Source organism: Vibrio atlanticus, from assembly GCF_024347315.1.
Classification (GTDB): Bacteria; Pseudomonadota; Gammaproteobacteria; order Enterobacterales; family Vibrionaceae; genus Vibrio; species Vibrio atlanticus.
The window spans coordinates 203,454-225,856 of record NZ_AP025460.1; the positions used below are offsets into that span (position 1 = coordinate 203,454).

Here is a 22,403-nt window from a genome sequence, read left to right on the forward strand (position 1 = left end):
TTTGTATGTGATCACTATTTTTAACATAAGCATGATTTTTTTATTGTTATCTGGTTTATGTTTGAATGCATACAATATAAAGCTTAACAAAACTTGGATTACAATTCATTCTTTGTCAGTTGCTGCGTTTCTAGCTAGTTTTAAAAATATTACATATGGTGACTCAATAGCTTATTATAATCATTATATGTATGATTATAATGTGATTTCATTTGAGCCACTTTATTCTTTTATTGTAGATTGTTTTCGATTTTTTTATCCTACTACACCTATATACCTATTCTTTTTTATTGCGTTCAGCACCGTGTTTATTTTGGATCTTGCAATAAAAAGAATTGTTGGTTTTAAAAAAGGTATATTTATATCAATTATTTTTGGCATGACATTCTCTTTTTACTATCTTTTGTTTGAAACTATAAGAGATGGACTGGGTTTTTCATTGCTCATACTCTCGATTTCTTTTTTAGTTGAAGATAAAAAAGGAAGTGAAAGTAAGTTCTATATAATATTATTATGTGCAATACTTTGTCATTATAGCTATATAATGTTTGCGCTATTACCAATTATGCTAAGAATTAAGCCAGTAAAGTTGATGCCTATATTTTTAATGTTAGCAGCAATGTCAAGTATTGTGCTATTCCCTCTAGCAAAACTACTGATAAGTGATGGTATAATACTTCAGAAATTACTTTATTATGAAATTTATACAAATGCTTCCAATACATTGTTATTAAGAAGTTTTTTATTTATCATGATTCTACCTTTAGTGTTGAAGTATAGTCCTTCTAAAAATTATGCTTACGTTTATTGTTATTATTGTATGCTTTTGCTTACTTTTTTACCGTTCGACGAAGTATTAAGAAGGTTGTTATTTAAGGGGCCTATTTTAATATTAATTCCTATCTGTATGTTTTTATTTAGAGATAAAAATAAAGGTTATTTGATTTGTTTCTTTGTGATGGCCTCTTTATATTTTAATTTGTTTTTAATTTACTACCGAGCTATGTATGGACTGCTGGATTACACTCCGGTATGGTAGAGTTATTCCTAAATTAGATAATTATACCATCACCCACTATATGAACAGTTAAGTTCATCTAAATACTTAGAACGATGGCCAAGCCTCGCTACAAGAAACAATTGGAAGTATTATAACGAAGTTTTAATCAATAATGAACTAGACTATCGATATAACCTTACCAGTAAAAGCTTCTATCGGGCTCAGATAATCCAGTGCTTTCTGGCTGGGCCTAATATGAACCCAAAGTAAACACATGAGTAGAGCAGTTGTTAACCTCACGTACTTGGATTATGTAAATAAGTCAATCTAGGTATTTGCTTTTTCTTGAAATCATCAATGTCTGATTAAAATCAGTCACTATAATCACTGGTATGGAAAATACTAGGTTAATTTAACAATTAATTGGGTATTCACTCATGTGTAGGTCCTACCCGCAGTAATAGTGTGTCTGGATTTTTTGTCAAGTAAATCTTATTATAATTTTTAAGGTAGGCTTAATAGTGAAAATATTAATTACAGGTGGCGCAGGATTTATTGGTTCAGCCGTAATTCGCCATATTATTAGCAACACACAAGACCTAGTCATTAATGTAGACAAATTAACCTATGCAGGAAATCTAGAATCACTTCCTGAGGTTGATTCTCATGAGCGCTATGCTTTTGAGCAAGTAGATATCTGTAACCGCGCTGAGCTAGATCGCATATTTACTGAACATAAACCTGATGCTGTTATGCATCTTGCTGCTGAATCACACGTCGACCGTTCTATTGATGGCCCTGCGGTGTTCATCGAAAGTAATATTGTAGGTACGTATAATTTGCTCGAAGCAGCTCGTACTTATTGGAATACATTATCGGACGATAAAAAACAGGAGTTTCGTTTTCACCATATTTCAACCGATGAGGTGTATGGTGATTTAGAAGGTACCGATGATTTGTTTACTGAGAAGACATCTTACGCGCCATCGAGTCCATATTCAGCGTCAAAAGCATCTTCTGACCACTTAGTTCGCGCTTGGTTACATACCTATGGTTTACCAACTATAGTAACTAATTGTTCAAATAACTATGGTCCTTACCATTTTCCTGAAAAACTCATTCCATTGATGATTTTAAATGCTTTAGACGGTAAATCATTACCTGTTTATGGAAATGGCATGCAAATCCGCGATTGGCTGTTTGTTGAAGATCATGCACGAGCTTTATATAAAGTTGTGACTGAAGGTGTAGTAGGTGAAACTTACAATATAGGTGGCTATAACGAGAAAACGAATATTGAAGTAGTTAATAGCATTTGCTTATTACTTGAAGAATTAGTACCGGATAAACCAGAAGGTATTAATCAATACTGTGATTTAATTACTTATGTTACAGACCGTCCTGGTCATGATGTTCGTTATGCGATTGATGCATCCAAGATTGGGCGTGAATTAGGTTGGAAGCCAGAAGAAACGTTTGAGTCTGGTATTCGCAAAACGGTTGAATGGTATTTAGATAATAAATCATGGTGGTTACGCGTATTAGATGGTTCTTATACAGGTGAGCGTTTGGGTATTTCTTCTGAACCGGTTGTAATTGAAAAGGTAGCTAAGTAATGAAAGGGATTGTTCTCGCTGGTGGTTCAGGTACACGTTTGTACCCATTAACTCGTGGTGTTTCTAAACAACTGTTGCCTATTTACGATAAACCAATGGTGTTTTATCCTATTTCTACTTTAATGCTTGCTGGTATTAAAGATATTTTAATTATTACTACGCCTGAAGATAATTTGAGTTTTAAGCGTTTGTTAGGTGACGGCTCAGATTTTGGTATTAATATTCAATATGCAATTCAGCCAACGCCTGATGGCTTAGCGCAAGCCTTTATTATCGGTGAAGAGTTCATAGGTGATGAAAGTGTGTGTTTAGTGCTTGGTGATAATATTTTCTACGGTCAGTCTTTTAGTCGAACGCTATGTAATGCTGCTGAACGTGAGTATGGAGCAACAGTTTTTGGTTATCATGTGAAAGATCCAGAACGTTTTGGTGTTGTCGAATTTGATGAAGCCTACAAAGTATTAAGTATTGAAGAAAAACCAGTAAGTCCTAAATCAAATTGGGCAGTAACTGGATTATATTTTTATGATAATCGTGTAATAAATTTTGCAAAAAAAGTAAAACCTTCCCATCGAGGGGAATTGGAGATTACATCTATAAATGAGATGTATTTAAATGATGATTCATTGAATGTTGAGTTGTTAGGTCGTGGCTTTGCATGGCTTGATACGGGGACACATGAGAGTCTTCATGAAGCGTCTTCATTTGTACAAACCATTGAGAATGTACAAGGATTAAAAGTTGCCTGCCTTGAAGAAATTGCATGGTCGCAGGGATGGTTAAGTGATGAGAAACTTTATGATATTGCAAAATCAATGCTTAAAAATGACTACGGTAAATATTTAGCATCATTGCTTGATAATAAAACATTACGAAATTCATTGCAGGTGAATAAATAATGGAAGTAATTAAAACTAAGTTAGCTAATTGTATAATTATTAAGCCGAAAATATTTGGTGATGAAAGAGGCTTTTTCTTAGAGACGTTCCATAGCCAACGTTATCAAGAAGTAGCAGGTATTAAAGAGCAATTTGTGCAAGATAATCGTTCAAGATCATCAAAAGGTGTTCTCCGAGGGTTACATTTTCAGAAAACTAAGCCCCAAGGGAAATTAGTTACAGTAACTTCGGGTGAAGTGTTTGATGTCGCTGTTGATCTACGTCCAAAATCAGATACGTTTGGTCAATATGAATCGGTGTTATTAACTGGAGAGAATAAAATTCAGTTTTATATACCACCAGGTTTTGCTCATGGATTCGTTGTACTAAGTGATATAGCGGATTTTCAATATAAATGCACTGACTACTATGATCCTAGTGATGAAAGCGGCTTATTGTGGAGTGATCCAGGTATTGATATTCAATGGCCTGTAATTAATCCTCTTTTATCTGAGAAAGACAAGATTCAACCATTATTGAGTGAAATCGAAGATAGAATAAAACAAGGATGGCAATAGAAATGAGTAAATTTACTGTTTTTGGTGGGCGTGGATTTATTGGTTCGGAATTTGTAAAAGAACTTAAAACTCAAAGTAATGAAGTTTTTATACCTGAAAGGGGAAATACAAGTATTTATGATGTTGATTTAGGTACGGTAATTTATTGTGCAGGATATGGTGATTGTGAGAAAGATCCTTTCAATGTTTTAACTGCAAATCTTGTTTTACTTAGCTCATTATTACAGAACGCAAAATTTGATAATCTAGTTTATATATCATCTACAAGAGTATATATGAATCAGGAATTATCTTGTGAAGATAACGATCTTAAAATAACTCAGGATGATGAAAGGAAATTATTTAACCTAACTAAGCTTGCTGCAGAAGAGTTATGTTTGAAAAGTGGTCGTGATTGTTTAATTATCCGTCCTAGTAATGTTTATGGTTTGGCTTTAAATAGCACACTGTTTTTACCATCAATAATAAGAAATGCCATTAATAAGTCACAAGTTGATATGTATATATCTCCATCTTATGCAAAAGATTATGTATCAGTATCAGATGTAGTCGAAAGTACATTGGCACTGCTAAAGGTTAAACCTACACCTAGAGTTGTAAATGTTGCATATGGTCAGAATGTTACAGCGCAAGAAATTTCAGAGGTGTTAACTATAAATACAAATACCAAAATAAATTGGTTAAAATCAAATCTGAATTCATGTGAAATATTTCCAGAAACTGATATATCTCAATTAAAAGAGCTAATTGATTACAAACCAAGGTATGTCCTTGATGATTTAAAATTGTTAATTGATGAATTTAAAAATAAGTTATAATTGACTGAAGTATCAGGTTGAAACTCATGCATCGACCCTAGTTTTTGAGTGTCAATATATGTAGGCATGCATTGATCGTGTTGATTTTATAAATAGTAATGATAATGAAAAAAATAATTTTGTACATTAGTAGTATGAAGCCCGCTGGAGGTATTGAGCGAGTAGTCTCTACTTTAGCTAATGAGTTATGTAACAATTATGCAGTAACTTTACTTGTTAAAGACACAGGGGAATCCTTTTATCAATTAGATAGAAGGATTGAAGTATTAAGTTTAAATTGCGCTCTAGACTTAAATATGAAGTCTAGAGTTTCGAGAGCTTTGGGCTTGTTAGGGAATTTGTTCGTCTCGGCATATAAGTTAAGGAAGCTATTTGAGAGATGCGATTTTGACTATATTTATGTCACGACTCCAGTGTCTTTTTGGGAGTGCTTACTAACAGGTAGATGCAACAAAAAAATTATTGCATCTGAGCATGGGGCAAGAGTTAACTATAATATCATCTATATGGCCCTTAAGGTTGGGTATAAATTTGCTCATTCATATATGATTCCAACAAAAACTGATTTTTCTTATTATATAAATAGAGGGTATCCAGCGGTTTATATCCCTCATCTTCGGCCTGCATTACCTTACTCTATTAGTAATAATGATGTAAAAAAGATAGTTAATGTCGGAAGATATACGGCAGATAAACAGCAGTTAGCTTTAATTAGAATGTGGTCCGAGTTAATAAAGGAAAAAGATGACGTAAGCGAGTGGGAGTTGGTTCTTGTTGGTTCTGGGGAGTTGGAAGGTGAGATTATTGCTCTTGTTGAAGAACTGGATTTATCTAACTCCGTTAAGTTAGTTCCTCCAAGGAAAGATATTGATACAATTTATTTGGATGCTTCTATTTTTGTATTGACATCAAGTAGCGAAGGTTTTGGAATGGTTGTCCTAGAGGCTTTGTCTTTTGGGTTACCTGTAGTGAGTTTTGATTGTCCTTCTGGTCCGCGGGATATAATTGACGATAATCTTGATGGGATACTCGTTGACTTGAATGATTTTGAAGGTTTCAAAATTAAACTATATTCTATAATGCGTGACAAATCATTGAGAGAAAAAATGTCTCTCCATGGATTTTCCAAAGCAAGTGTTTGGAATCAAAGTAACATTCTATCAAAGTTTAAGGGTTTATTCTAAATGATCTCTATCATCGTACCAGCGTATAACGCTTCGGAAACAATTTTAGACACATTAGTATCCGTGAAAAATCAAGATATATATGATGCTAAAGTAGAGTTGATAATTATAAATGACGGTTCGTCTGATGATACGGAAAAATTAATAACACAGTTTATTTGTGAAAATAAACATATGGATATAACTTATATATATAAAAAAAACGGTGGGGTTTCAAGTTCGCGGAACTTAGGCATAAGAAAAGCTAAATATGATTGGGTTGCTTTCATAGATTCAGATGATGTTTGGGCTAATAATAAATTATCTGAGCAGATATACATCATCAATAATTCAGGATTTAACATAGACTTTATCGGTTGTGCTAGGAATGATGAAATCCTAAGTCTTTACGGTAAGAAAATCACTAAATTACATAAGGCTTGTTATAAAGAATTGTTGATTAAGATGTTTCCGCAAACTTCTACTGCAATGGTAAAAAAATCTGTTTTAGATAGAGTTGGTGGTTATGATGAAACTATGACTCACTCTGAAGATGGGGATTTATGGATCAGAATTTGTTTTGAATATGATTTTTACTATATGCCAGAGTCATTAGTCGTAACAGGTGGTGAAAAACATAATTTTGGTGAATCTGGCCTATCTGCTAATTTATTGGCTATGGAAAAAGGCGTTCAGTATACTCTCTTAAAGTTGTTTAAAAGCAAAATAATTAGTGGACCTTTTTATTTTTTCTTGAAATTTTTTTGTTATATAAAATATGTTAGAAGATTATTTATTTCTTCTTACAATCGTAGGATGAAAGCTAAGTCTAAAGGTTTTTTTTGATGGTATATTCTAAGTTTTTTTGGGCTTTTAGGTTGTTTGTTTTATCTGTTTTTTATAAAAATATAAAGTTTCCGGGTTATTTAGGGAAGCCTATATTTTTACTTGGTATAAAAAGTTTTCGAATAGGTCAGAGGGTTAGGATATTTCCTAATGCAAGAATGGAAGTGCATGGTGAGAATGCTTATATAAATATTGATGATAATGTTTCTATAGGTCAAGGTTTTCATGCTACATCCGGTGGTGAGTTGAATATAGGTTCCGATACGGTCATCTCCGGGAATGTAGTTGTAACTAATATAGATCATGACTACAAGAACATAGAGTTGGCAGTTCTTGAACAACCTAACCTCATTAGTGCGACCTCTATTGGAGAAGGGTGCTTTATAGGGTTTGGAGCAATAATACAAGCAGGTACATCTCTCGGTAAACACTGCATTGTAGGTGCTAACTCAGTCGTTCGTGGCGAATTTCCTGATTATTGTGTGATAGTCGGCAGTCCGGCTAAAATTGTAAAACGATATGATGTCGATAATGGTTTATGGGAACGGACGAATTCTAAAGGAGAGTTTTTAAATCCTTGATCTTAGTTTATTCCAAACTTAATACTTATTTATAATAATATTTTTTCGAAAGTTTCTATTAATTATGAACATGTCACATGTGATATTTACCTTATGATAAAGAATAAAAAAGTTTTACTGATAGCTCCTTCTTTCTTCGGCTACGAGAGTGATATTGTTCAAGAAATGATTGCGTTAGGTGTCGAGGTCGACTATTTTGACGAAAGGCCTTTTAAGTCTTCCATTGCTAAGATAATAAATAGGCTAGATTTTAAGTTTATTATGCGACGCTATATTAGAAATTACTTTGAAAACATATTAAAGCAAAGTGTTGAAAAAAATTATGATTTTTTACTTGTTATATCACCAGAAACGCTAGGAACCAGTTTTGTTAGCGAACTCAAAGCTATTAACCCGAATATTATTTCTATTTTATACATGTGGGACTCGTTTGCTAATAAAGAAAATGCAAAAAAATTATTGCCATTTTTTGATAATGTTATCTCATTCGATCCAGGTGATAAAACAATCAACACCAACATTGAATTTCTACCTCTATTTTTTAATAATGACTTCAACGCTTGTGATAATGAATTAAGTCACGAACAGATTTACTCTGTAGCTTTTGTTGGCACAGTGCATAGTGATAGAGTTAAATTAGTTAAACAGATTGTTAAGCAGTTCGAAGAGCTAGGCGTTAAAACATTTAGTTTTTACTATTGCCCGAGTAAGTTGTTATTTATCCTAAAAAAGCTCTTTACTAAAGAGTATGATTTTATATCTTATTCCGAGGTTTCTTTCAAGGCTATGTCAAAAAGTGAAGTAAAGACTATTTTTTTACAGTCTAACGTAGTAATCGATATTCAACACCCTGCACAAAAGGGGTTGACGATGCGCTCGTTAGAAACGTTGGGCTTAGAAAAGAAACTTATAACGACTAACTGCGATGTTAGAAGTTATGATTTTTTTGATGAAAGAAATATTTTGGTGATTGATAGGGTTAATCCTCAAATTCCAGATGATTTTATTAGTATGAAATATGCGCCTCTTAGTAGCGAATGCCGTTCCAATTATTCACTACGTAGTTGGATTTATTCTGTTTTGAATATAAGCTGAAGCTTGTAGTGAATCTGCACCTAACTGGCCATTAGGCTAAAAGTGGTTTTGTTGCGTAATTCCGAGGAACTAAATCAAGAACCAGCGATCTGAACAGTTACGTCCACTCCCTCTCGTAGCGGCATTGTTGCGTAATTCAATGGAACTAAATTAAGAACCTACGATCTGATCAGTTACGTCCACTCTCTCTCGTAGCCCTATGCCTAAACCTCGTTACAAAACAACCAACTGGAAGCAATACAACCAATCACTCATTAACCGTGGCTCTCTGACTTTTTGGATTGATGAAGAGGCAATAAGCGGTTGGGCGCAAAGCAAACAGAATAAGCTCGGGAGGCCACGTCGGTTCAGTGATTTAGCTATCACGACAGCGCTCATGGTAAAGCGAGTTTTTTCTATGCCACTGAGAGCGCTGCAAGGATTTATCGACTCGATATTTAGGTTAGCCCATGTACCGTTAAGTTGTCCGCATTACACCTGCATCAGTCGTAGAGCCAAACAAGTTGAGGTCTCATTTAAGACTAAAACGAGAGGAGCGATACAACACCTAGCCATCGATGCAACTGGCCTTAAGGTTTATGGCGAAGGTGAATGGAAAGTCAAAAAACACGGGACGGATGGCAAGCGGAGAGTCTGGCGAAAGCTTCATATTGCCGTCGATACAAGCACTCATGAAATTATTGCAGCCGAGCTAAGTTTATCGACGGTTACAGATGGAGAAGTACTCCCGAACTTACTGAAACAAACACGCCGAAGTATCCTTGAAGTGTCTGGTGATGGCGCTTACGACACAAGAGCGTGTCACGCTGCTATTAAGATTAAGCGAGCCGTTGCGCTTATTCCCCCACGAGAAGGGGCCGCCTTCTGGGAGCGTGGTCACCCTCGAAATCTCGCCGTGGGTTGCCAGAAGCTATACGGCTCAAATAAGTATTGGAAAGAGCGGTATGGATACCACAAACGTTCATTGTCAGAAACAGCGATGTATCGAGTTAAACAGTTGCTAGGAGGACGATTGAGCTGAGCTTAAGAAGTTTAATGATCTGGTGGGTAACTTACGCGATAATAAAGTGTTGGACTAGCTCACAGGGTTAGGCGTACCTGAAACTTGTCGTATCGACTAAGAAACAAACGAAATAGGTCGGTTCTATCTTTAAATTTAATTACGCACAAAGCTATTTATAGGAGCTAGTATTTGATTTTCCATAAATAAAAAATTCAGCTAAATTAGTTGGAACCCAGATTTTAAATATAAATGATAGAAAGTGAGTTGTCTTCTATTACATAAACGAAAATTAACACATGAAGTTGTAAATAATGAAATTAATTGACAAGCTGTTATCTAGTTCATACGTAAGCCATAGTGTCGGACTGTTTATTACTTTAAGCGGACTTCACATCGTATCTCAATCAATTGCTTCATCAAATACAGTAAGTAATTCATTTTGGCTGGTAGGCGTTTGTTATCTTATAATTGCAAACTTATTACCTCTAATATCTAAATACTTACTTGTTGAGCGAAAGTATTACATTTTTCCAGTAACAGTATCTGTTTATACTTTGGCTTTTATTTTGATTTTAATGTTTAGAATTGATTATTCTCGTTATGTGATATCAATCGGATTTATAATCAGTTTTATTTGGTTTTACGTGAGTGCTATTCTTCGGGGCCCCCATAAAAAACTGTACCTTAGTGCTATTGGCAACTTTAAATCTGAAAATATCAAAAGCCATAAAAATATTGAATTAACGTACCTCTCAGAGCCTTATAATATGGCAGATATTAGCAGTGGTTTGGTTGCTGATTTGCATGGAGAATTAACAGCGGATCAAGAGAAATTCATTGCGGATTGTAGTATCAATAATATTCCAGTATTTCACATAGAAAGCATTCGTGAAATGATCCATGGTCGAGTTCAGGTAAAGCATTTATCTGAAAACACAATTGGTACCCTTCAACCAAATCCTCTTTATCATATTTTTAAACGTTTTTGGGAATCATTGTTAATTTTAGTTACTTTACCAATAACATTGCCAATTATGCTAGTTACAGCTTTATGGATTAAACTAGAAAACCCTGGGCCTGCAATGTTTATACAAGAGCGTGTAGGTCAAGGGGGGAAGGTTTTTAATATATATAAATTCCGCAGCATGACAGTAAAACAAAAAAATGCAGAGGATAAGTTTGCAACTGAAGAACAAGCGCGTATCACTAGAGTAGGTAAAGTTATCCGTAAAGTACGAATCGATGAACTTCCTCAGTTCTTTAATGTGTTAAAAGGTGAAATGGCATTAATTGGCCCTCGCCCTGAGCAGGAGTCTTTTGTTAAGCAGTTTGAAGCTGATATCCCTTTTTATGGTTATCGTCATATGGTGAAGCCGGGAATTACTGGTTGGGCTCAAACAGTTCAAGGTTATGCGGATGATACTGATTCAACTCGAGTGAAACTTTCGTACGATCTTTATTATATTAAACATATCTCATTTTGGTTAGATGCAAATATTGTGTTTAAAACAATTAGAACTATGCTCACAGGGTTTGGAGCTAAATAAGATCTTGAAAAATGCTTCGCTGGAATGAGGAATTGGTCTTCGAGCCTTGCCTTTCTTACTTTATAACCCTCTAAGATAACTTTTCCTTATAGGTTAAATAATAAGGAAAATTGCCATTGCAGGTACCGGTTATGTTAGCCTATCAAATGCAGTGTTGCTCGCATAGCATAATGAAGTGATTGCTGTTGATGTTATGGCTGAAAAGGTTGAGAAGACTAACAACAAGCAATCACCAATTTCATATGTAGAGATAGCTTTGTTGCATAATTCAGTGGAACGAAACAATGAATTATTCATGAACCGTGGTTCTCTGGCCCTTTGTGTTGATGAAGAGGCGATAAGAGAGTGGACGCAAAGCTAACAGAATAAGCGCGGGAGGCTATGTAGATTCAGTGATCTAGCTATCGCGACGGTACTCATGGTGAAACGAGTTTTTCTTATGCCATTGAGAGTGGTGATTGCGAGGTGTTAAAGAGGTGAACAGCAATCAGGCTTTTTAGTAAATTCCCGAATATACGCAAGAAGCTATGGGGAAATCATTTTTGAGCTAGAGGGTATTTTGTCGATACGATGGGTGTGAATTATTCGACGATATGTATGGTGTGAAGATAAACAGACATAGAGTATGAGAAATAGCAGCAATTATGGAATAACGGATAGCGCGGAAGCCCCTTCCTGGGCCTATAAAGAAAAACAGCTTTCTTGATCTTCCACTACTGCTTTGCCTATAAACTGTAGTAAAATTACGCTAATTTGTTTTTATATCACTTTATGTAAATTTAACGAGGTCAGTTCTATGTCAGCTAAGAAGCCTATGGCTTTAGTGATCCTTGACGGTTACGGTTACCGTGAAGACAACCAAGACAACGCTATCGCGAACGCTAATACACCAGTATTAGACGGTCTTATTGCTAACCAACCTAACACGCTAATCTCTGCTTCTGGCTTAGATGTAGGCCTGCCGGATGGTCAAATGGGTAACTCTGAAGTGGGTCACACCAACATCGGTGCGGGTCGTGTGGTATACCAAGATTTAACACGTATTACTAAATCAATCGCAGACGGCGAATTCGGTCAAACAGAAGCGCTAGTGAATGCAGTTGATAAAGCGGTTAAAGCAGACAAAGCAGTGCACATCATCGGTCTTATGTCTCCAGGTGGCGTTCACTCTCATGAAGATCACATCTACGCAGCCGTTGAAATGGCAGCAGAACGTGGCGCAGAGAAAATCTACCTACACGCATTCCTAGACGGTCGTGATACGCCGCCACGTAGCGCTGAAAACACACTAGCTCGCTTCCAAACGCTATTCGCTAAACTAGGCAAAGGCCGTGTGGCTTCGCTTATTGGTCGTTACTACGCAATGGACCGTGATAACAACTGGGATCGCGTTCAAGAGTCTTACGACCTGCTTACTCAAGCAAAAGCGGAATTCACATTCGATACGGCGGTTGCTGGCCTAGAAGCGGCTTACGCTCGTGACGAAAACGATGAGTTTGTGAAGGCGACTGAAATCAAAGCGGAAGGCGAAAAATCTGCCGCTATCGTTGATGGCGATGCGGTTATCTTCATGAACTACCGTGCTGACCGTGCACGTGAAATTACTCGTGCATTCGTACCTAACTTCGACGGTTTTGAGCGTAGCGTATTCCCAGCAATCGATTTTGTGATGCTGACTCAATACGCGGCAGACATCCCACTGTTTTGTGCATTCCCACCGGCTTCTCTAGAGAACACTTACGGTGAATGGCTATCGAAAGAAGGCAAAACGCAGCTACGTATCTCTGAAACAGAGAAATACGCACACGTGACGTTCTTCTTCAACGGCGGTAAAGAAGACGAATTTGAAGGTGAAGAGCGTCAGCTTGTAGCTTCTCCAAAAGTGGCGACTTACGACCTACAGCCAGAAATGAGCGCACCAGAGCTAACTGAAAAGCTTGTTGTAGCAATCAAAGGCGGCAAATACGACGCTATCGTTTGTAACTTCCCTAACTGTGACATGGTTGGTCACACTGGCGTTTATGATGCAGCGGTTAAAGCGGTAGAGTCGCTAGACGAATGTCTGGGTAAAGTGGTTGAAGCAATTAAAGAAGCAGACGGTCAACTGCTTATCACCGCAGATCACGGTAACGCGGAAATGATGGTAAACCCAGAAACGGGCGGCATCCACACTGCACACACTAACTTACCAGTGCCACTTATCTACGTAGGCAGCAAAGACGTTGAGTTCAAAGAAGGCGGTAAACTGTCTGACCTTGCACCAACGATGCTTTCTCTGTCTGGTATTGATATCCCAGCAGAAATGTCAGGTGACGTGATCGTTAAGTAGTTACTGTTTTAGATAAATAGTTTTAACTTTCATCGAATACTAGAACGGCTGCGCGTAAGTGTAGCCGTTTTTTTGTATCTGAAGTTTGAGGAATAGATTCTCGTTTACTCGTTACCTTCTTATCCCGTCATTCCAGAATTGAGGAACGAAATATCTGGAATCTCATGCCACGTATTACTTGTCATATCCGGTGTTCTACATAAAGAGAGATTCCCTATCACGCTCGTCCCTCGCTGTAGGGAATGACAGAGAGTTATTTGCTAGCTTGAGTCAGAACCGAATGCTCAAAATCCAACAACCATTCTTTGCGGTTCATGCCGCCGGTGTAGCCCGTTAATCTACCGTTCGCCCCAATCACTCGATGGCAGGGTACAACAATACTAAATGGGCTCTTGCCATTTGCACCACCCACCGCTCTTACAGCTTTTGGGTTATCCATTCTTTTCGCTTGTTCGCCGTAGCTGATAGTTCCTCCATAAGGAATGGTTGTTAAAGCCTTCCAAGCTGCTTTTTGAAAATCAGTGCCTTTTATCGCTCTTAATGGCAAATCGAATTCTGTTCGTTGACCTGCAAAGTACTCATCTAACTGTTCCGTCGCCAGTTGGCAAAGCTCATCTGGATTACTAGGGCGTGTTGATCTTTGCTGTACATTTTGTGTTCAACAATACATCGGTAGCCACATTAACATGAATGCCAGCGATAACATGCTGGCATAATTCCTTTCTAGCTTGTCATATCTACTTGAAATAGCTCGATAATGCTTAATTCTCCCAAAGGCATTTTCGACCAAGTGACGATACTTGTATAGACACCAATCCATACTGTCTTTGTCTATATCTTGTCCGTAATTGCGTTTAGCAATTACCGTTTCTCCGCCACGTTCCTTAACAAAAGTACGGAAAGGTTCGCTGTCATATCCTTTATCACAAACGATAGTATTAACTTCATCGAGTTGTTCAACTAAGCTTTCGGCATGCACTATATCGTGGCGTTGTCCTTCTGATAAATCAAAGCAAATCGGCAGACCACCACTATCTACGGCTAAGTGAATTTTGGTTGAGTTGCCCCCGCGACTTTTTCCTATTTGCTCTGAGCTTTCAGTAGCTGCACCTGTACTATGCTGATGCGCTCGAACTATAGAGCCATCAAGAAAGACCCATTCAAAATCAGCCATGCTAGATAAGCTTTTGAAAAGTTTATCTAAAATCCCTTTCTTTGACCAAAGATTAAATCGTCTGTAAACGGTACTCCACTCTCCGAACTCAGAGGGTAGATCTCGCCAAGGAATACCTGTTCTCATTCGATAAAGTATTCCTTCAAATGTCATTCGATGTTCAGTTTTATCGTAAATACGACCTGTACTTTTCATAACTTGGAGTAGCAGTTCCCAGCGAATATCAGTTAGCATTGTTCTTGGCATGGTATTGGTTATGGTTTTACTTTTGGCGAAGCAAATTATAACTCTTTACCATGCTGTTCAAAAAACACTCACGAAAGATCAACACGCCCTAGTCATTAGCTCTTCATGATTTACATGGTCAATTTCAATAAGCGACACACCATTACTAACAATGATCATCTTGCCAATCGGTGCGTCATAGAACATTTTGTAAGTGGTGTCTTTCATGTCATCGCTCTTCTTCTAGTCTTTTTCTGCTCTCAAGCTCTTCGAATCTCGCATCTGATTTTTAGGATCTTCGAGTCCCGTTTACTTGCATCCCGCATCTGCTTCAACCCTTATACTAAGCGCAAACAAATACCCTGAAATGCCACCCATGATGTTCCCCAATGCTAAGCCGATAAACAACCCTTCGACGCCATCAATCTGGCTGCCGATCCAAGCGAATGGCAATGTGAATACAAACAGTCGCATGAAGCTCCACTGAAAGGCTTTGAGTGGTTGATGCATGGCATTCATCGCGCTGATCAGCATCATTACAATCCCTTGGAATCCATAGCTAAACGGCACAACTAATAGGTAGTGCCACAAGATGCCTCGTACGGATTCTTCTTGAGAAAATAGGGCAGCTAAAGGGATGCTCAATGGCACCATCATTAAGAAAATTAACCCTTGGAACATTACGGCAAAGCGCATGCTTAAAAACAGAGCTTTGAAACTACGCTGAGGATTATCAGCGCCAAAGTTTTGCGCCATAAAAGGCGTGAGAGCAGAGGTTAAAGACATCAACACGATGATCAACATTGACTCAATACGCTGGGCAGCACCATAAGCTGCCACAGCTTCTGTTCCTTGTTTGGCTAGCATCATCATAATGATGGCACCAGCAAGTGGGTTGAGGGCATTGGAAAGGGCGGCGGGTGTGCCAATGGTTAAGATCTGTTTCCAGTCATCGATGAGGTTTTTTAGCTTAGGCGGAGCAAGTAGCTTTCCTCGTATGGTTAATCCATACAGTGAGCCACATAACGCACCAAACCAACTGAAACCACTGGCAATCGCAGCACCTTGAATTCCTAATTCAGGGAAGGGGCCATAACCAAAAATAAGCAGAGGGTCGAGAACGCCGTTGATTAACCCTGCTAGCATCATGATTTTAGCGGGCGTCTTTGTATCGCCACTGGCACGAATAGCACTGTTACCTGCCATTGGAATCACAAGCAGCGGTATCGCTAAATACCACACTGACATGTATTCCGATATCAGCGGCAGTAGCTCTTGCTTTGCCCCTAATAGGGTAAACAGTGGTTCTAAGGAGAGAGTACCTAGCGTAGAAGCGCAGCCTACAAGAAGCAGAGCCAACAATAAGCCGTGACAGGTAAACCTTGCCGCATTTTGTGCGCAGCCTTGGCCAAGTAACCGCCCTATACACGTCGATAAGCCAATGCCTATACCCATGGTGATGCAGTTAATCGCAAAGGTGATAGGGAAGGTAAAGCTCACTGCTGCTAAGGCTTGAGTGCCGAGCAATGAGATAAAGAAAGTATCGACGAGGTTAAACATTAAGATCGACACCATACCGAATATGGTCGGTATGGTCATGGTACGCAATGTACTCTCAATTGGGGCGGTTAATAGCCCGTACTTATCTTGCATGTAAAACGCCGATTGAACTAGAATGCGGGTAGAATACAGTGAATTGTGAATAGTCTGAAGATCGCTTTCATAAAGTTTACAAATCACACAATACTAACGTTATGCGGTGTGATACGATTCTACCGTTATCAATTTAGATGTTTGAGAGATTTACAGTGAAGCAGCACACCCAACCACAGCCTTATTCCCAACAAAATCCACCGATGTATACTCCAAATGATGAGATCGATCTTAGAGAGCTTTTTAAGGCTTTGTGGAATGGTAAGTTCATAATTATTTTGGTTACGGCTTTATTTACGGCCAGTGCTATTGGTTTTGCTTTGCTAGCTCAAGAGTGGTGGACTTCTGAGGCTAAAGTCACAAAATCTGAACTTCAAGATAGAATGCTGTATCAGCAGCAGGTGAAACAATTTCAACCTGCTTTCTCTATTTATCAAGAAAATGGTTCAACCTCTGGTAGTGCAGAGCTAGATTATTTAGTTAATTCTCAGGTCATATTTCAACGGTTTGTTGATTTATTTAATTCAAGAAATAATAAACAAGCTTTTTTAGAGCAAAGTGCTGAACTTAAAAATATTAAAGATAATCTCTTTGCGAATGCTTCTGAAATAACTGAAGATGCTGAACGTAAGTTTTATATAGCGTGGTTAGAAAGGATCTCTGCGTCACAGGCAGATAAGAAGGACAAAAATGCACCATATGTTCTGAGTTTTCAATCCACAACAAAAGAAAGCAGCTTTGATTTATTAAGCTCTTATATTGCTTTCACTGAGCTTCAAGTTCGTGAAGATGTATTTGATCATCTTGAAGCACTCGTTTTTGGTGAGCGTAACGAGCTGATCCAGCAAAAAATGGTTCTTGAAAATAATGCTAGAAACAAGTTGCTTGCTGAAATCGAGCGCGCGCAGTCTGCCTTGAAAATTGCCAAAGCAGCCGGTGTAGATACCCCTCTTTTAAGTGGTAACGCAAGAGATTTTTATGCAATTGAACTTGGCTCAAAAGCTTTGCAAGAAAAAATCAAGATTTTGGAGTCTGTAAAAAGTCTAACGGCTTTAGAGCCTCGCCTCCAACAAATAACAGCTCAGCTAGCCGTGTTTGACGGCATTCAAATCGATCGAACTGTTGATTTTCACGCATTTCGTTACCTAAGTGATGTTGAACCGCCAACCACTCGTGATAAACCTAAACGCGCTTTGATCGTTGTTCTTGGTACATTGTTAGGCGGTATGCTTGGGGTTGCGATTGTTCTAATACGCTTTGCGTTTAGAAAAGAAGATTAAATTTTAAATGGCTAGTGTTATCACTAGCCATTTTTCTTTCTACGTTTATTGTTGTTTGAGTTTCCTCACAAAAAGTCCATCTCCCCCCTTGGGTTCTTCCACATCGCCCCAACATACTCTTTAACCCCATGCCAATCGTGGCAACTATCAAATTAAATGGAAATTATCAGGAGATCTGACCGATGAATATCCGTCCTCTACACGACCGAGTTATCGTTGAGCGCCAAGAAGTTGAATCTAAATCTGCTGGTGGCATCGTTCTAACTGGTTCTGCCGCTGAAAAATCAACTCGCGGTACAATTCTAGCTGTTGGCAAAGGCCGCATTCTAGAAAACGGCTCACTACAACCATTGGACGTTAAAGTTGGCGACACAGTTATCTTTGCAGAAGACCGCGGTACTAGAGCGGAAAAGATCGATGGCAAAGAAGTACTGATAATGTCTGAGTTCAATATCATGGCGATCGTTGAGTAATCCGACCCATAAAATTGAACTGATTGAACAAAGAATTTAAAGGAAATTAAGATGGCTGCTAAAGACGTTAAATTTGGTAACGACGCACGTATTAAAATGCTAGAAGGTGTAAACGTTCTGGCTGACGCAGTAAAAGTAACACTAGGTCCTAAAGGCCGTAACGTTGTTCTAGACAAATCATTTGGCGCACCGACTATCACTAAAGATGGTGTTTCAGTTGCACGTGAAATCGAACTTGAAGACAAGTTCCAAAACATGGGCGCACAAATGGTTAAAGAAGTGGCTTCGCAAGCGAATGACGCGGCGGGCGACGGAACAACAACAGCAACAGTATTGGCTCAGTCTATTATCGCTGAAGGCCTAAAAGCGGTTGCTGCTGGCATGAACCCAATGGATCTTAAGCGCGGCATCGACAAAGCGGTTATCGCGGCTGTTGAAGAGCTGAAGAACCTTTCTGTTCCTTGTTCAGACACGAAAGCTATCGCGCAAGTAGGTACTATCTCTGCGAACTCTGATTCGACAGTAGGTAACATCATTGCTGAAGCGATGGAGAAAGTAGGTCGTGATGGTGTAATCACGGTTGAAGAAGGTCAGGCTCTGCAAGACGAGCTAGACGTTGTTGAAGGTATGCAGTTCGACCGCGGTTACCTGTCTCCTTACTTCATCAACAACCAAGAAGCAGGTTCTGTTGATCTAGAAAGCCCATTCATTCTTCTTATCGACAAGAAAGTGTCGAACATCCGTGAACTTCTTCCGACTCTAGAAGCAGTTGCTAAGGCATCTCGTCCACTTCTTATCATTGCTGAAGATGTAGAAGGCGAAGCGCTAGCAACTCTTGTTGTGAACAACATGCGTGGCATCGTTAAAGTGGCTGCTGTTAAAGCACCTGGTTTCGGCGACCGTCGTAAATCTATGCTTCAAGACATCGCTATCCTAACGGGCGGCACGGTTATCTCTGAAGAGATCGGCCTAGACCTTGAAAAAGTAACGCTAGAAGACCTAGGTCAAGCTAAGCGCATTACGATCACTAAAGAAAACTCAACCATCATTGATGGTGCGGGCGATGAAGTGATGATCAAAGGTCGTGTTTCTCAAATTCGTCAACAAATCGAAGATGCAACGTCTGACTACGATAAAGAAAAACTTCAAGAGCGCGTAGCTAAGCTAGCTGGCGGTGTTGCAGTAATCAAAGTAGGCGCTGCGACTGAAGTTGAGATGAAAGAGAAGAAAGACCGCGTTGAAGATGCACTTCACGCAACTCGTGCGGCTGTTGAAGAAGGTGTGGTTGCTGGTGGTGGTGTTGCACTTATCCGCGCTGCATCTAAAGTTGCTGGCCTTGAAGGCGACAACGAAGAGCAAAACGTAGGTATCCGTGTTGCACTACGTGCAATGGAAGCGCCTATTCGTCAAATCACTAAGAACGCAGGTGATGAAGAGTCTGTTGTTGCTAACAATGTTCGTGCTGGCGAAGGTAACTACGGTTACAACGCGGCTACTGGCGAATACGGCGACATGATTGCAATGGGTATCCTAGATCCAACTAAGGTAACTCGCAGCGCACTTCAGTTCGCAGCATCCGTTGCTGGTCTTATGATCACAACAGAAGCGATGATCACTGACAAGCCTCAAGATTCTGGCCCTGCAATGCCTGATATGGGTGGCATGGGCGGTATGGGTGGCATGGGCGGCATGATGTAAACGTCCTGCCTTAATCCAGTAAAGTCCAGTAAAGCCCCGCAAGCCAAGTGTTTACGGGGCTTTCTTTTGTTCTGAGTTCCTATAGTATCCAATGTAAGCTCATGACTTCTGCGGATTTAAGGGGTTTAATGAGGGGTATCATAGTTTTTGAAACTGTAAAATTAGTGGTGTAATATAATGGTACCCCTCATTTGGTACCCCTCCTAGGAGTTTAAAATGGCACTTAAAGCACTGGATGTTAAGAATTTCTCATGCCCTGTAGGTAAATCTCAGATTAAGAAATCTGATGGTAATGGTTTGTTTTTACTGATAAAAATAAATGGCTCTAAGCTTTGGAGGTTTCGTTTTAGGTATTCAGGGAAGTACCAAGAGATGGCTTTAGGAAAGTACCCCTCCGTATCCCTAAGCGAGGCGCGGAAATTAGCAGAAGAAGCAAGGGCATCTTTGGTTCACGGCATTAATCCTATGGATGAACGCAGGGAGAGGAAGCGTAGCAAGGGGGAAGATAAAAATAAGCTGTTTTCTACGATAGCTCTGAAGTGGTGGGATCAAAAAAAGGACTCTTGGTCAGAAGAACATGCTGCCCGAGTTAGGCGATGGATAATCATTGACTTAAAAAGTATTTGTAAACTGCATCTCGATGAGATTGATACAAGACATATTACTGATCTCATGTTGGCAATTGAGGCGGCTGGTACCCCAAAAAAAGCTCCGAATATACTAGCTGTTATTAATAGGGTATTTGGATATGCATTAGGTCATCGATTGACTCGAAATAACCCAGCTCAAGGTCTGCCGCTTGGAGATATATTGAAGCCGTTACCGAAAGTTCAGCATAGAGCTGCAATTGTTAAACCCAGCGAACTAGGACAACTGATTAAAGATATTGATACGAATCAATCAGGGAACTACTGTACGATAGAAGCTCTTAGGCTTATACCTAGAGTCTTTTTAAGACCGACTGAAATAAGAAATCTAAAGTGGGACTATATTGATTTTGAAGATTGTTTAATCAGAATTCCTGCTGAAGAGATGAAGCGTAATCGTGAGCATCTTGTACCAATGTCACGACAAGTTGTGGATCAGTTAAGGAATGTTAAATTAGTGACGGGCTATTCGCCTCTTGTTTTCCCTAACCAAAGGGATAGCAATAAGTCGATGAGCAAGAATATATTAACTAATCGTTTACGAGATTTAGGGTACCCCGCAGATGTAATGTCAGCTCATGGTTTTAGAAGTACAGCTTCAACTATTTTACATGAGAAAGGCTGGAATTCTGAGGTGATCGAAACACAGTTAGCTCATTTGACGGGAACGGCAACGTCAAGGGCGTATAATCGCTCACTTTACTTGTCAGAAAGGATCAAACTAATGCAGGAATGGGCTGATTACTTAGATATTTTGTCAGATGAGCACTAGATGTGATTGATTCAGTGTTGGGGGCAATGTTATCGAGCTTGCCCCCCAAAATAATACTGTTTATGCTGCACGTTCAAATATGAGCATTACCCTAAGACCTTAAACACCTGCTCCAAAACGACTGGTGGTATCGGCTCTTTGCTATCTATGATGAACTTCTTTAAGTTGAGTCGTAGGTTATTCAGTCTTTCCATAAATTCAAAATGACGCTCATGAGATGTGTTTTCTGGTGGTTTATGTGAGGTATCCGTTTGGTTTTTCGTGGGGGTATCTATGGATTTCAAAAACTGTGTCGAAAAAGTGTGTGTTAATTGTACGAAAGTTCCCAAACTTAGATTGCCTCGCTTAACCTTTTCTTTGTAAAAATTCACATAACCTAGCTCCTTAAGTCGCTCTAAAATATCGGATACACGCCGAACACTCATTCCCAAAGAGACCGCTATTTTGGTTTTGCTTATCCCTAATCCAAGGGTATGACGGTCAACATTCTTGGCTAGAAATGAACAAACTAAAATTAATCCTTCCGCAGCATCATAACTAAGATTTAGCTCGCTTTTCCAAAATGTGTTGATGATTTTTGTTCTATTAATCTTATTTTCTGGATAGGTATCACTCGAAATATGGCTTCTTGAAATTGGAGAGTAAGGCAATAAGATAATCTGTTTTTGGCTTGCTAAAAATGGGTACTCTTTGCTTAATCGGGTCTTACTAAGTTGTCCTGCGTTTTTAACTTCAGCAAGCTCTTTTATAAGACTGGTTTTCTTTTTGTCATCTTTTCTAAGAAGCATGTGTTTAAGCTCTCCTTCCTCTTCATGGTAAAGATAACACTTTCCTCTGACATCAAAAGGGTTAGCTAGATTGATGATTTCCACTTCTGTATTTGGGTCTAATATTGGTGTCTCATTCACCACTGACACTTCTGATTGATTGGCTTTTTCTTTGTCTGTCGATGTCATTTCATTTCTCTCACTTAACTTACTTATAACCATAATCCGATGATTTAGTGGTAATTATAGGTTTTTATTTT

The 22,403-nt window shown here is 38.7% G+C and carries 18 protein-coding genes and 6 pseudogenes; 19 read left to right on the forward strand and 5 right to left on the reverse strand.

The features are described 5' to 3' along the window. Positions 1 to 7 precede the first annotated feature (7 nt). From OCV30_RS00940 to gpmM, 15 genes and pseudogenes are all read left to right on the forward strand, one after another. A complete protein-coding gene (locus OCV30_RS00940; protein ID WP_167351937.1) occupies positions 8 to 1,039 on the forward strand; it encodes an EpsG family protein in 1,032 nt (343 codons plus the stop codon). A 482-nt stretch (positions 1,040 to 1,521) separates the two neighbouring features. Further along, entirely contained in the window at positions 1,522 to 2,616 is a 1,095-nt protein-coding gene (gene rfbB, locus OCV30_RS00945) for a dTDP-glucose 4,6-dehydratase (RefSeq protein WP_065678220.1), read from the forward strand. Next, positions 2,616 to 3,515, forward strand: a complete 900-nt coding sequence (gene rfbA / locus OCV30_RS00950) for a glucose-1-phosphate thymidylyltransferase RfbA (protein WP_065678219.1) — start codon at positions 2,616 to 2,618, stop codon at positions 3,513 to 3,515. The genes rfbB and rfbA overlap by 1 nt, the downstream gene beginning before the upstream one ends. Further along, positions 3,515 to 4,072, forward strand: a complete 558-nt coding sequence (rfbC, locus tag OCV30_RS00955) for a dTDP-4-dehydrorhamnose 3,5-epimerase (protein WP_065678218.1) — start codon at positions 3,515 to 3,517, stop codon at positions 4,070 to 4,072. Before rfbA ends, rfbC begins: the two co-directional genes overlap by 1 nt. Before the next feature lie 2 nt (positions 4,073 to 4,074). Beyond that, a complete protein-coding gene (locus OCV30_RS00960; RefSeq protein WP_065678217.1) occupies positions 4,075 to 4,890 on the forward strand; it encodes an NAD-dependent epimerase/dehydratase family protein in 816 nt (271 codons plus the stop codon). 104 nt (positions 4,891 to 4,994) lie between these two features. Then, on the forward strand, positions 4,995 to 6,074 hold the full coding sequence (locus OCV30_RS00965; protein ID WP_065678216.1) for a glycosyltransferase family 4 protein: 1,080 nt from the start codon (positions 4,995 to 4,997) through the stop codon (positions 6,072 to 6,074). Continuing rightward, complete coding sequence (locus OCV30_RS00970; RefSeq protein WP_065678215.1) at positions 6,075 to 6,899, forward strand: glycosyltransferase family 2 protein; 825 nt, start codon at positions 6,075 to 6,077, stop codon at positions 6,897 to 6,899. Then, on the forward strand, positions 6,899 to 7,480 hold the full coding sequence (locus OCV30_RS00975) for an acyltransferase (RefSeq protein ID WP_065678214.1): 582 nt from the start codon (positions 6,899 to 6,901) through the stop codon (positions 7,478 to 7,480). Before OCV30_RS00970 ends, OCV30_RS00975 begins: the two co-directional genes overlap by 1 nt. Before the next feature lie 93 nt (positions 7,481 to 7,573). Then, a complete protein-coding gene (locus OCV30_RS00980) occupies positions 7,574 to 8,575 on the forward strand; it encodes a WaaS/CpsH family glycosyltransferase (protein ID WP_065678213.1) in 1,002 nt (333 codons plus the stop codon). A 199-nt stretch (positions 8,576 to 8,774) separates the two neighbouring features. Next, positions 8,775 to 9,696, forward strand: a pseudogene (locus OCV30_RS00985) (IS5 family transposase). Between the two features lie 193 nt (positions 9,697 to 9,889). Further along, positions 9,890 to 11,125, forward strand: a complete 1,236-nt coding sequence (locus tag OCV30_RS00990; protein ID WP_083994562.1) for an exopolysaccharide biosynthesis polyprenyl glycosylphosphotransferase — start codon at positions 9,890 to 9,892, stop codon at positions 11,123 to 11,125. Positions 11,126 to 11,225: 100 nt separating this feature from the next. Further along, positions 11,226 to 11,378: pseudogene (locus tag OCV30_RS22915) on the forward strand (UDP-glucose 6-dehydrogenase); the annotation flags it as partial. A 42-nt stretch (positions 11,379 to 11,420) separates the two neighbouring features. Further along, a pseudogene (locus tag OCV30_RS22920) lies at positions 11,421 to 11,582 on the forward strand (transposase); the annotation flags it as partial. 23 nt (positions 11,583 to 11,605) lie between these two features. Further along, positions 11,606 to 11,668, forward strand: a pseudogene (locus OCV30_RS22925) (IS200/IS605 family transposase); the annotation flags it as partial. A 253-nt stretch (positions 11,669 to 11,921) separates the two neighbouring features. Next, positions 11,922 to 13,454: a 2,3-bisphosphoglycerate-independent phosphoglycerate mutase gene (gene gpmM / locus OCV30_RS01005; protein WP_065678210.1), complete on the forward strand. Its 1,533-nt coding sequence runs from the start codon at positions 11,922 to 11,924 to the stop codon at positions 13,452 to 13,454. Positions 13,455 to 13,707: 253 nt separating this feature from the next. On the opposite strand, the pseudogene OCV30_RS01010 reads toward gpmM, so the two are convergent. From OCV30_RS01010 to OCV30_RS01025, 4 genes and pseudogenes are all read right to left on the reverse strand, one after another. Next, a pseudogene (locus OCV30_RS01010) lies at positions 13,708 to 14,082 on the reverse strand (methylated-DNA--[protein]-cysteine S-methyltransferase); the annotation flags it as partial. Between the two features lie 30 nt (positions 14,083 to 14,112). After that, positions 14,113 to 14,874 (reverse strand): IS5 family transposase, encoded by a 762-nt coding sequence (locus OCV30_RS01015; RefSeq protein WP_102552608.1) that lies wholly within the window; start codon positions 14,872 to 14,874, stop codon positions 14,113 to 14,115. 90 nt (positions 14,875 to 14,964) lie between these two features. Further along, a pseudogene (locus OCV30_RS01020) lies at positions 14,965 to 15,081 on the reverse strand (methylated-DNA--[protein]-cysteine S-methyltransferase); the annotation flags it as partial. Between the two features lie 81 nt (positions 15,082 to 15,162). Then, a complete protein-coding gene (locus tag OCV30_RS01025; RefSeq protein ID WP_065679780.1) occupies positions 15,163 to 16,506 on the reverse strand; it encodes an MATE family efflux transporter in 1,344 nt (447 codons plus the stop codon). 155 nt (positions 16,507 to 16,661) lie between these two features. On the opposite strand from OCV30_RS01025, the gene OCV30_RS01030 reads away from it, so the two are divergent. From OCV30_RS01030 to OCV30_RS01045, 4 genes are all read left to right on the forward strand, one after another. Continuing rightward, complete coding sequence (locus OCV30_RS01030; RefSeq protein WP_065679781.1) at positions 16,662 to 17,786, forward strand: LPS O-antigen chain length determinant protein WzzB; 1,125 nt, start codon at positions 16,662 to 16,664, stop codon at positions 17,784 to 17,786. A 182-nt stretch (positions 17,787 to 17,968) separates the two neighbouring features. Beyond that, positions 17,969 to 18,259: a co-chaperone GroES gene (locus tag OCV30_RS01035; RefSeq protein ID WP_017097235.1), complete on the forward strand. Its 291-nt coding sequence runs from the start codon at positions 17,969 to 17,971 to the stop codon at positions 18,257 to 18,259. Between the two features lie 51 nt (positions 18,260 to 18,310). Next, on the forward strand, positions 18,311 to 19,957 hold the full coding sequence (gene groL, locus OCV30_RS01040) for a chaperonin GroEL (RefSeq protein ID WP_065113252.1): 1,647 nt from the start codon (positions 18,311 to 18,313) through the stop codon (positions 19,955 to 19,957). A 216-nt stretch (positions 19,958 to 20,173) separates the two neighbouring features. Beyond that, positions 20,174 to 21,376 carry a tyrosine-type recombinase/integrase gene (locus OCV30_RS01045; RefSeq protein WP_083994624.1) on the forward strand — a complete coding sequence of 401 codons (1,203 nt, stop codon included), beginning with the start codon at positions 20,174 to 20,176 and terminating at the stop codon, positions 21,374 to 21,376. A gap of 86 nt (positions 21,377 to 21,462) precedes the next feature. On the opposite strand, the gene OCV30_RS01050 is transcribed toward OCV30_RS01045, so the two are convergent. After that, a complete protein-coding gene (locus OCV30_RS01050; protein ID WP_065679782.1) occupies positions 21,463 to 22,332 on the reverse strand; it encodes a hypothetical protein in 870 nt (289 codons plus the stop codon). Positions 22,333 to 22,403: the final 71 nt, after the last annotated feature.

Coding starts and splice junctions, on each gene's coding strand:
- OCV30_RS01015 (WP_102552608.1), bottom strand. CDS start 14,874: ATGCCAAGAACAATGCTAACTGATATTCGCTGGGAACTGCTACTCCAA.
- OCV30_RS00970 (WP_065678215.1), top strand. CDS start 6,075: ATGATCTCTATCATCGTACCAGCGTATAACGCTTCGGAAACAATTTTA.
- OCV30_RS00990 (WP_083994562.1), top strand. CDS start 9,890: ATGAAATTAATTGACAAGCTGTTATCTAGTTCATACGTAAGCCATAGT.
- OCV30_RS01045 (WP_083994624.1), top strand. CDS start 20,174: ATGGCACTTAAAGCACTGGATGTTAAGAATTTCTCATGCCCTGTAGGT.
- OCV30_RS00965 (WP_065678216.1), top strand. CDS start 4,995: ATGAAAAAAATAATTTTGTACATTAGTAGTATGAAGCCCGCTGGAGGT.
- OCV30_RS01035 (WP_017097235.1), top strand. CDS start 17,969: ATGAATATCCGTCCTCTACACGACCGAGTTATCGTTGAGCGCCAAGAA.
- OCV30_RS00960 (WP_065678217.1), top strand. CDS start 4,075: ATGAGTAAATTTACTGTTTTTGGTGGGCGTGGATTTATTGGTTCGGAA.
- OCV30_RS00980 (WP_065678213.1), top strand. CDS start 7,574: ATGATAAAGAATAAAAAAGTTTTACTGATAGCTCCTTCTTTCTTCGGC.
- gpmM (WP_065678210.1), top strand. CDS start 11,922: ATGTCAGCTAAGAAGCCTATGGCTTTAGTGATCCTTGACGGTTACGGT.
- OCV30_RS01025 (WP_065679780.1), bottom strand. CDS start 16,506: ATGCAAGATAAGTACGGGCTATTAACCGCCCCAATTGAGAGTACATTG.
- OCV30_RS01050 (WP_065679782.1), bottom strand. CDS start 22,332: ATGACATCGACAGACAAAGAAAAAGCCAATCAATCAGAAGTGTCAGTG.
- rfbA (WP_065678219.1), top strand. CDS start 2,616: ATGAAAGGGATTGTTCTCGCTGGTGGTTCAGGTACACGTTTGTACCCA.
- rfbC (WP_065678218.1), top strand. CDS start 3,515: ATGGAAGTAATTAAAACTAAGTTAGCTAATTGTATAATTATTAAGCCG.
- groL (WP_065113252.1), top strand. CDS start 18,311: ATGGCTGCTAAAGACGTTAAATTTGGTAACGACGCACGTATTAAAATG.
- OCV30_RS00975 (WP_065678214.1), top strand. CDS start 6,899: ATGGTATATTCTAAGTTTTTTTGGGCTTTTAGGTTGTTTGTTTTATCT.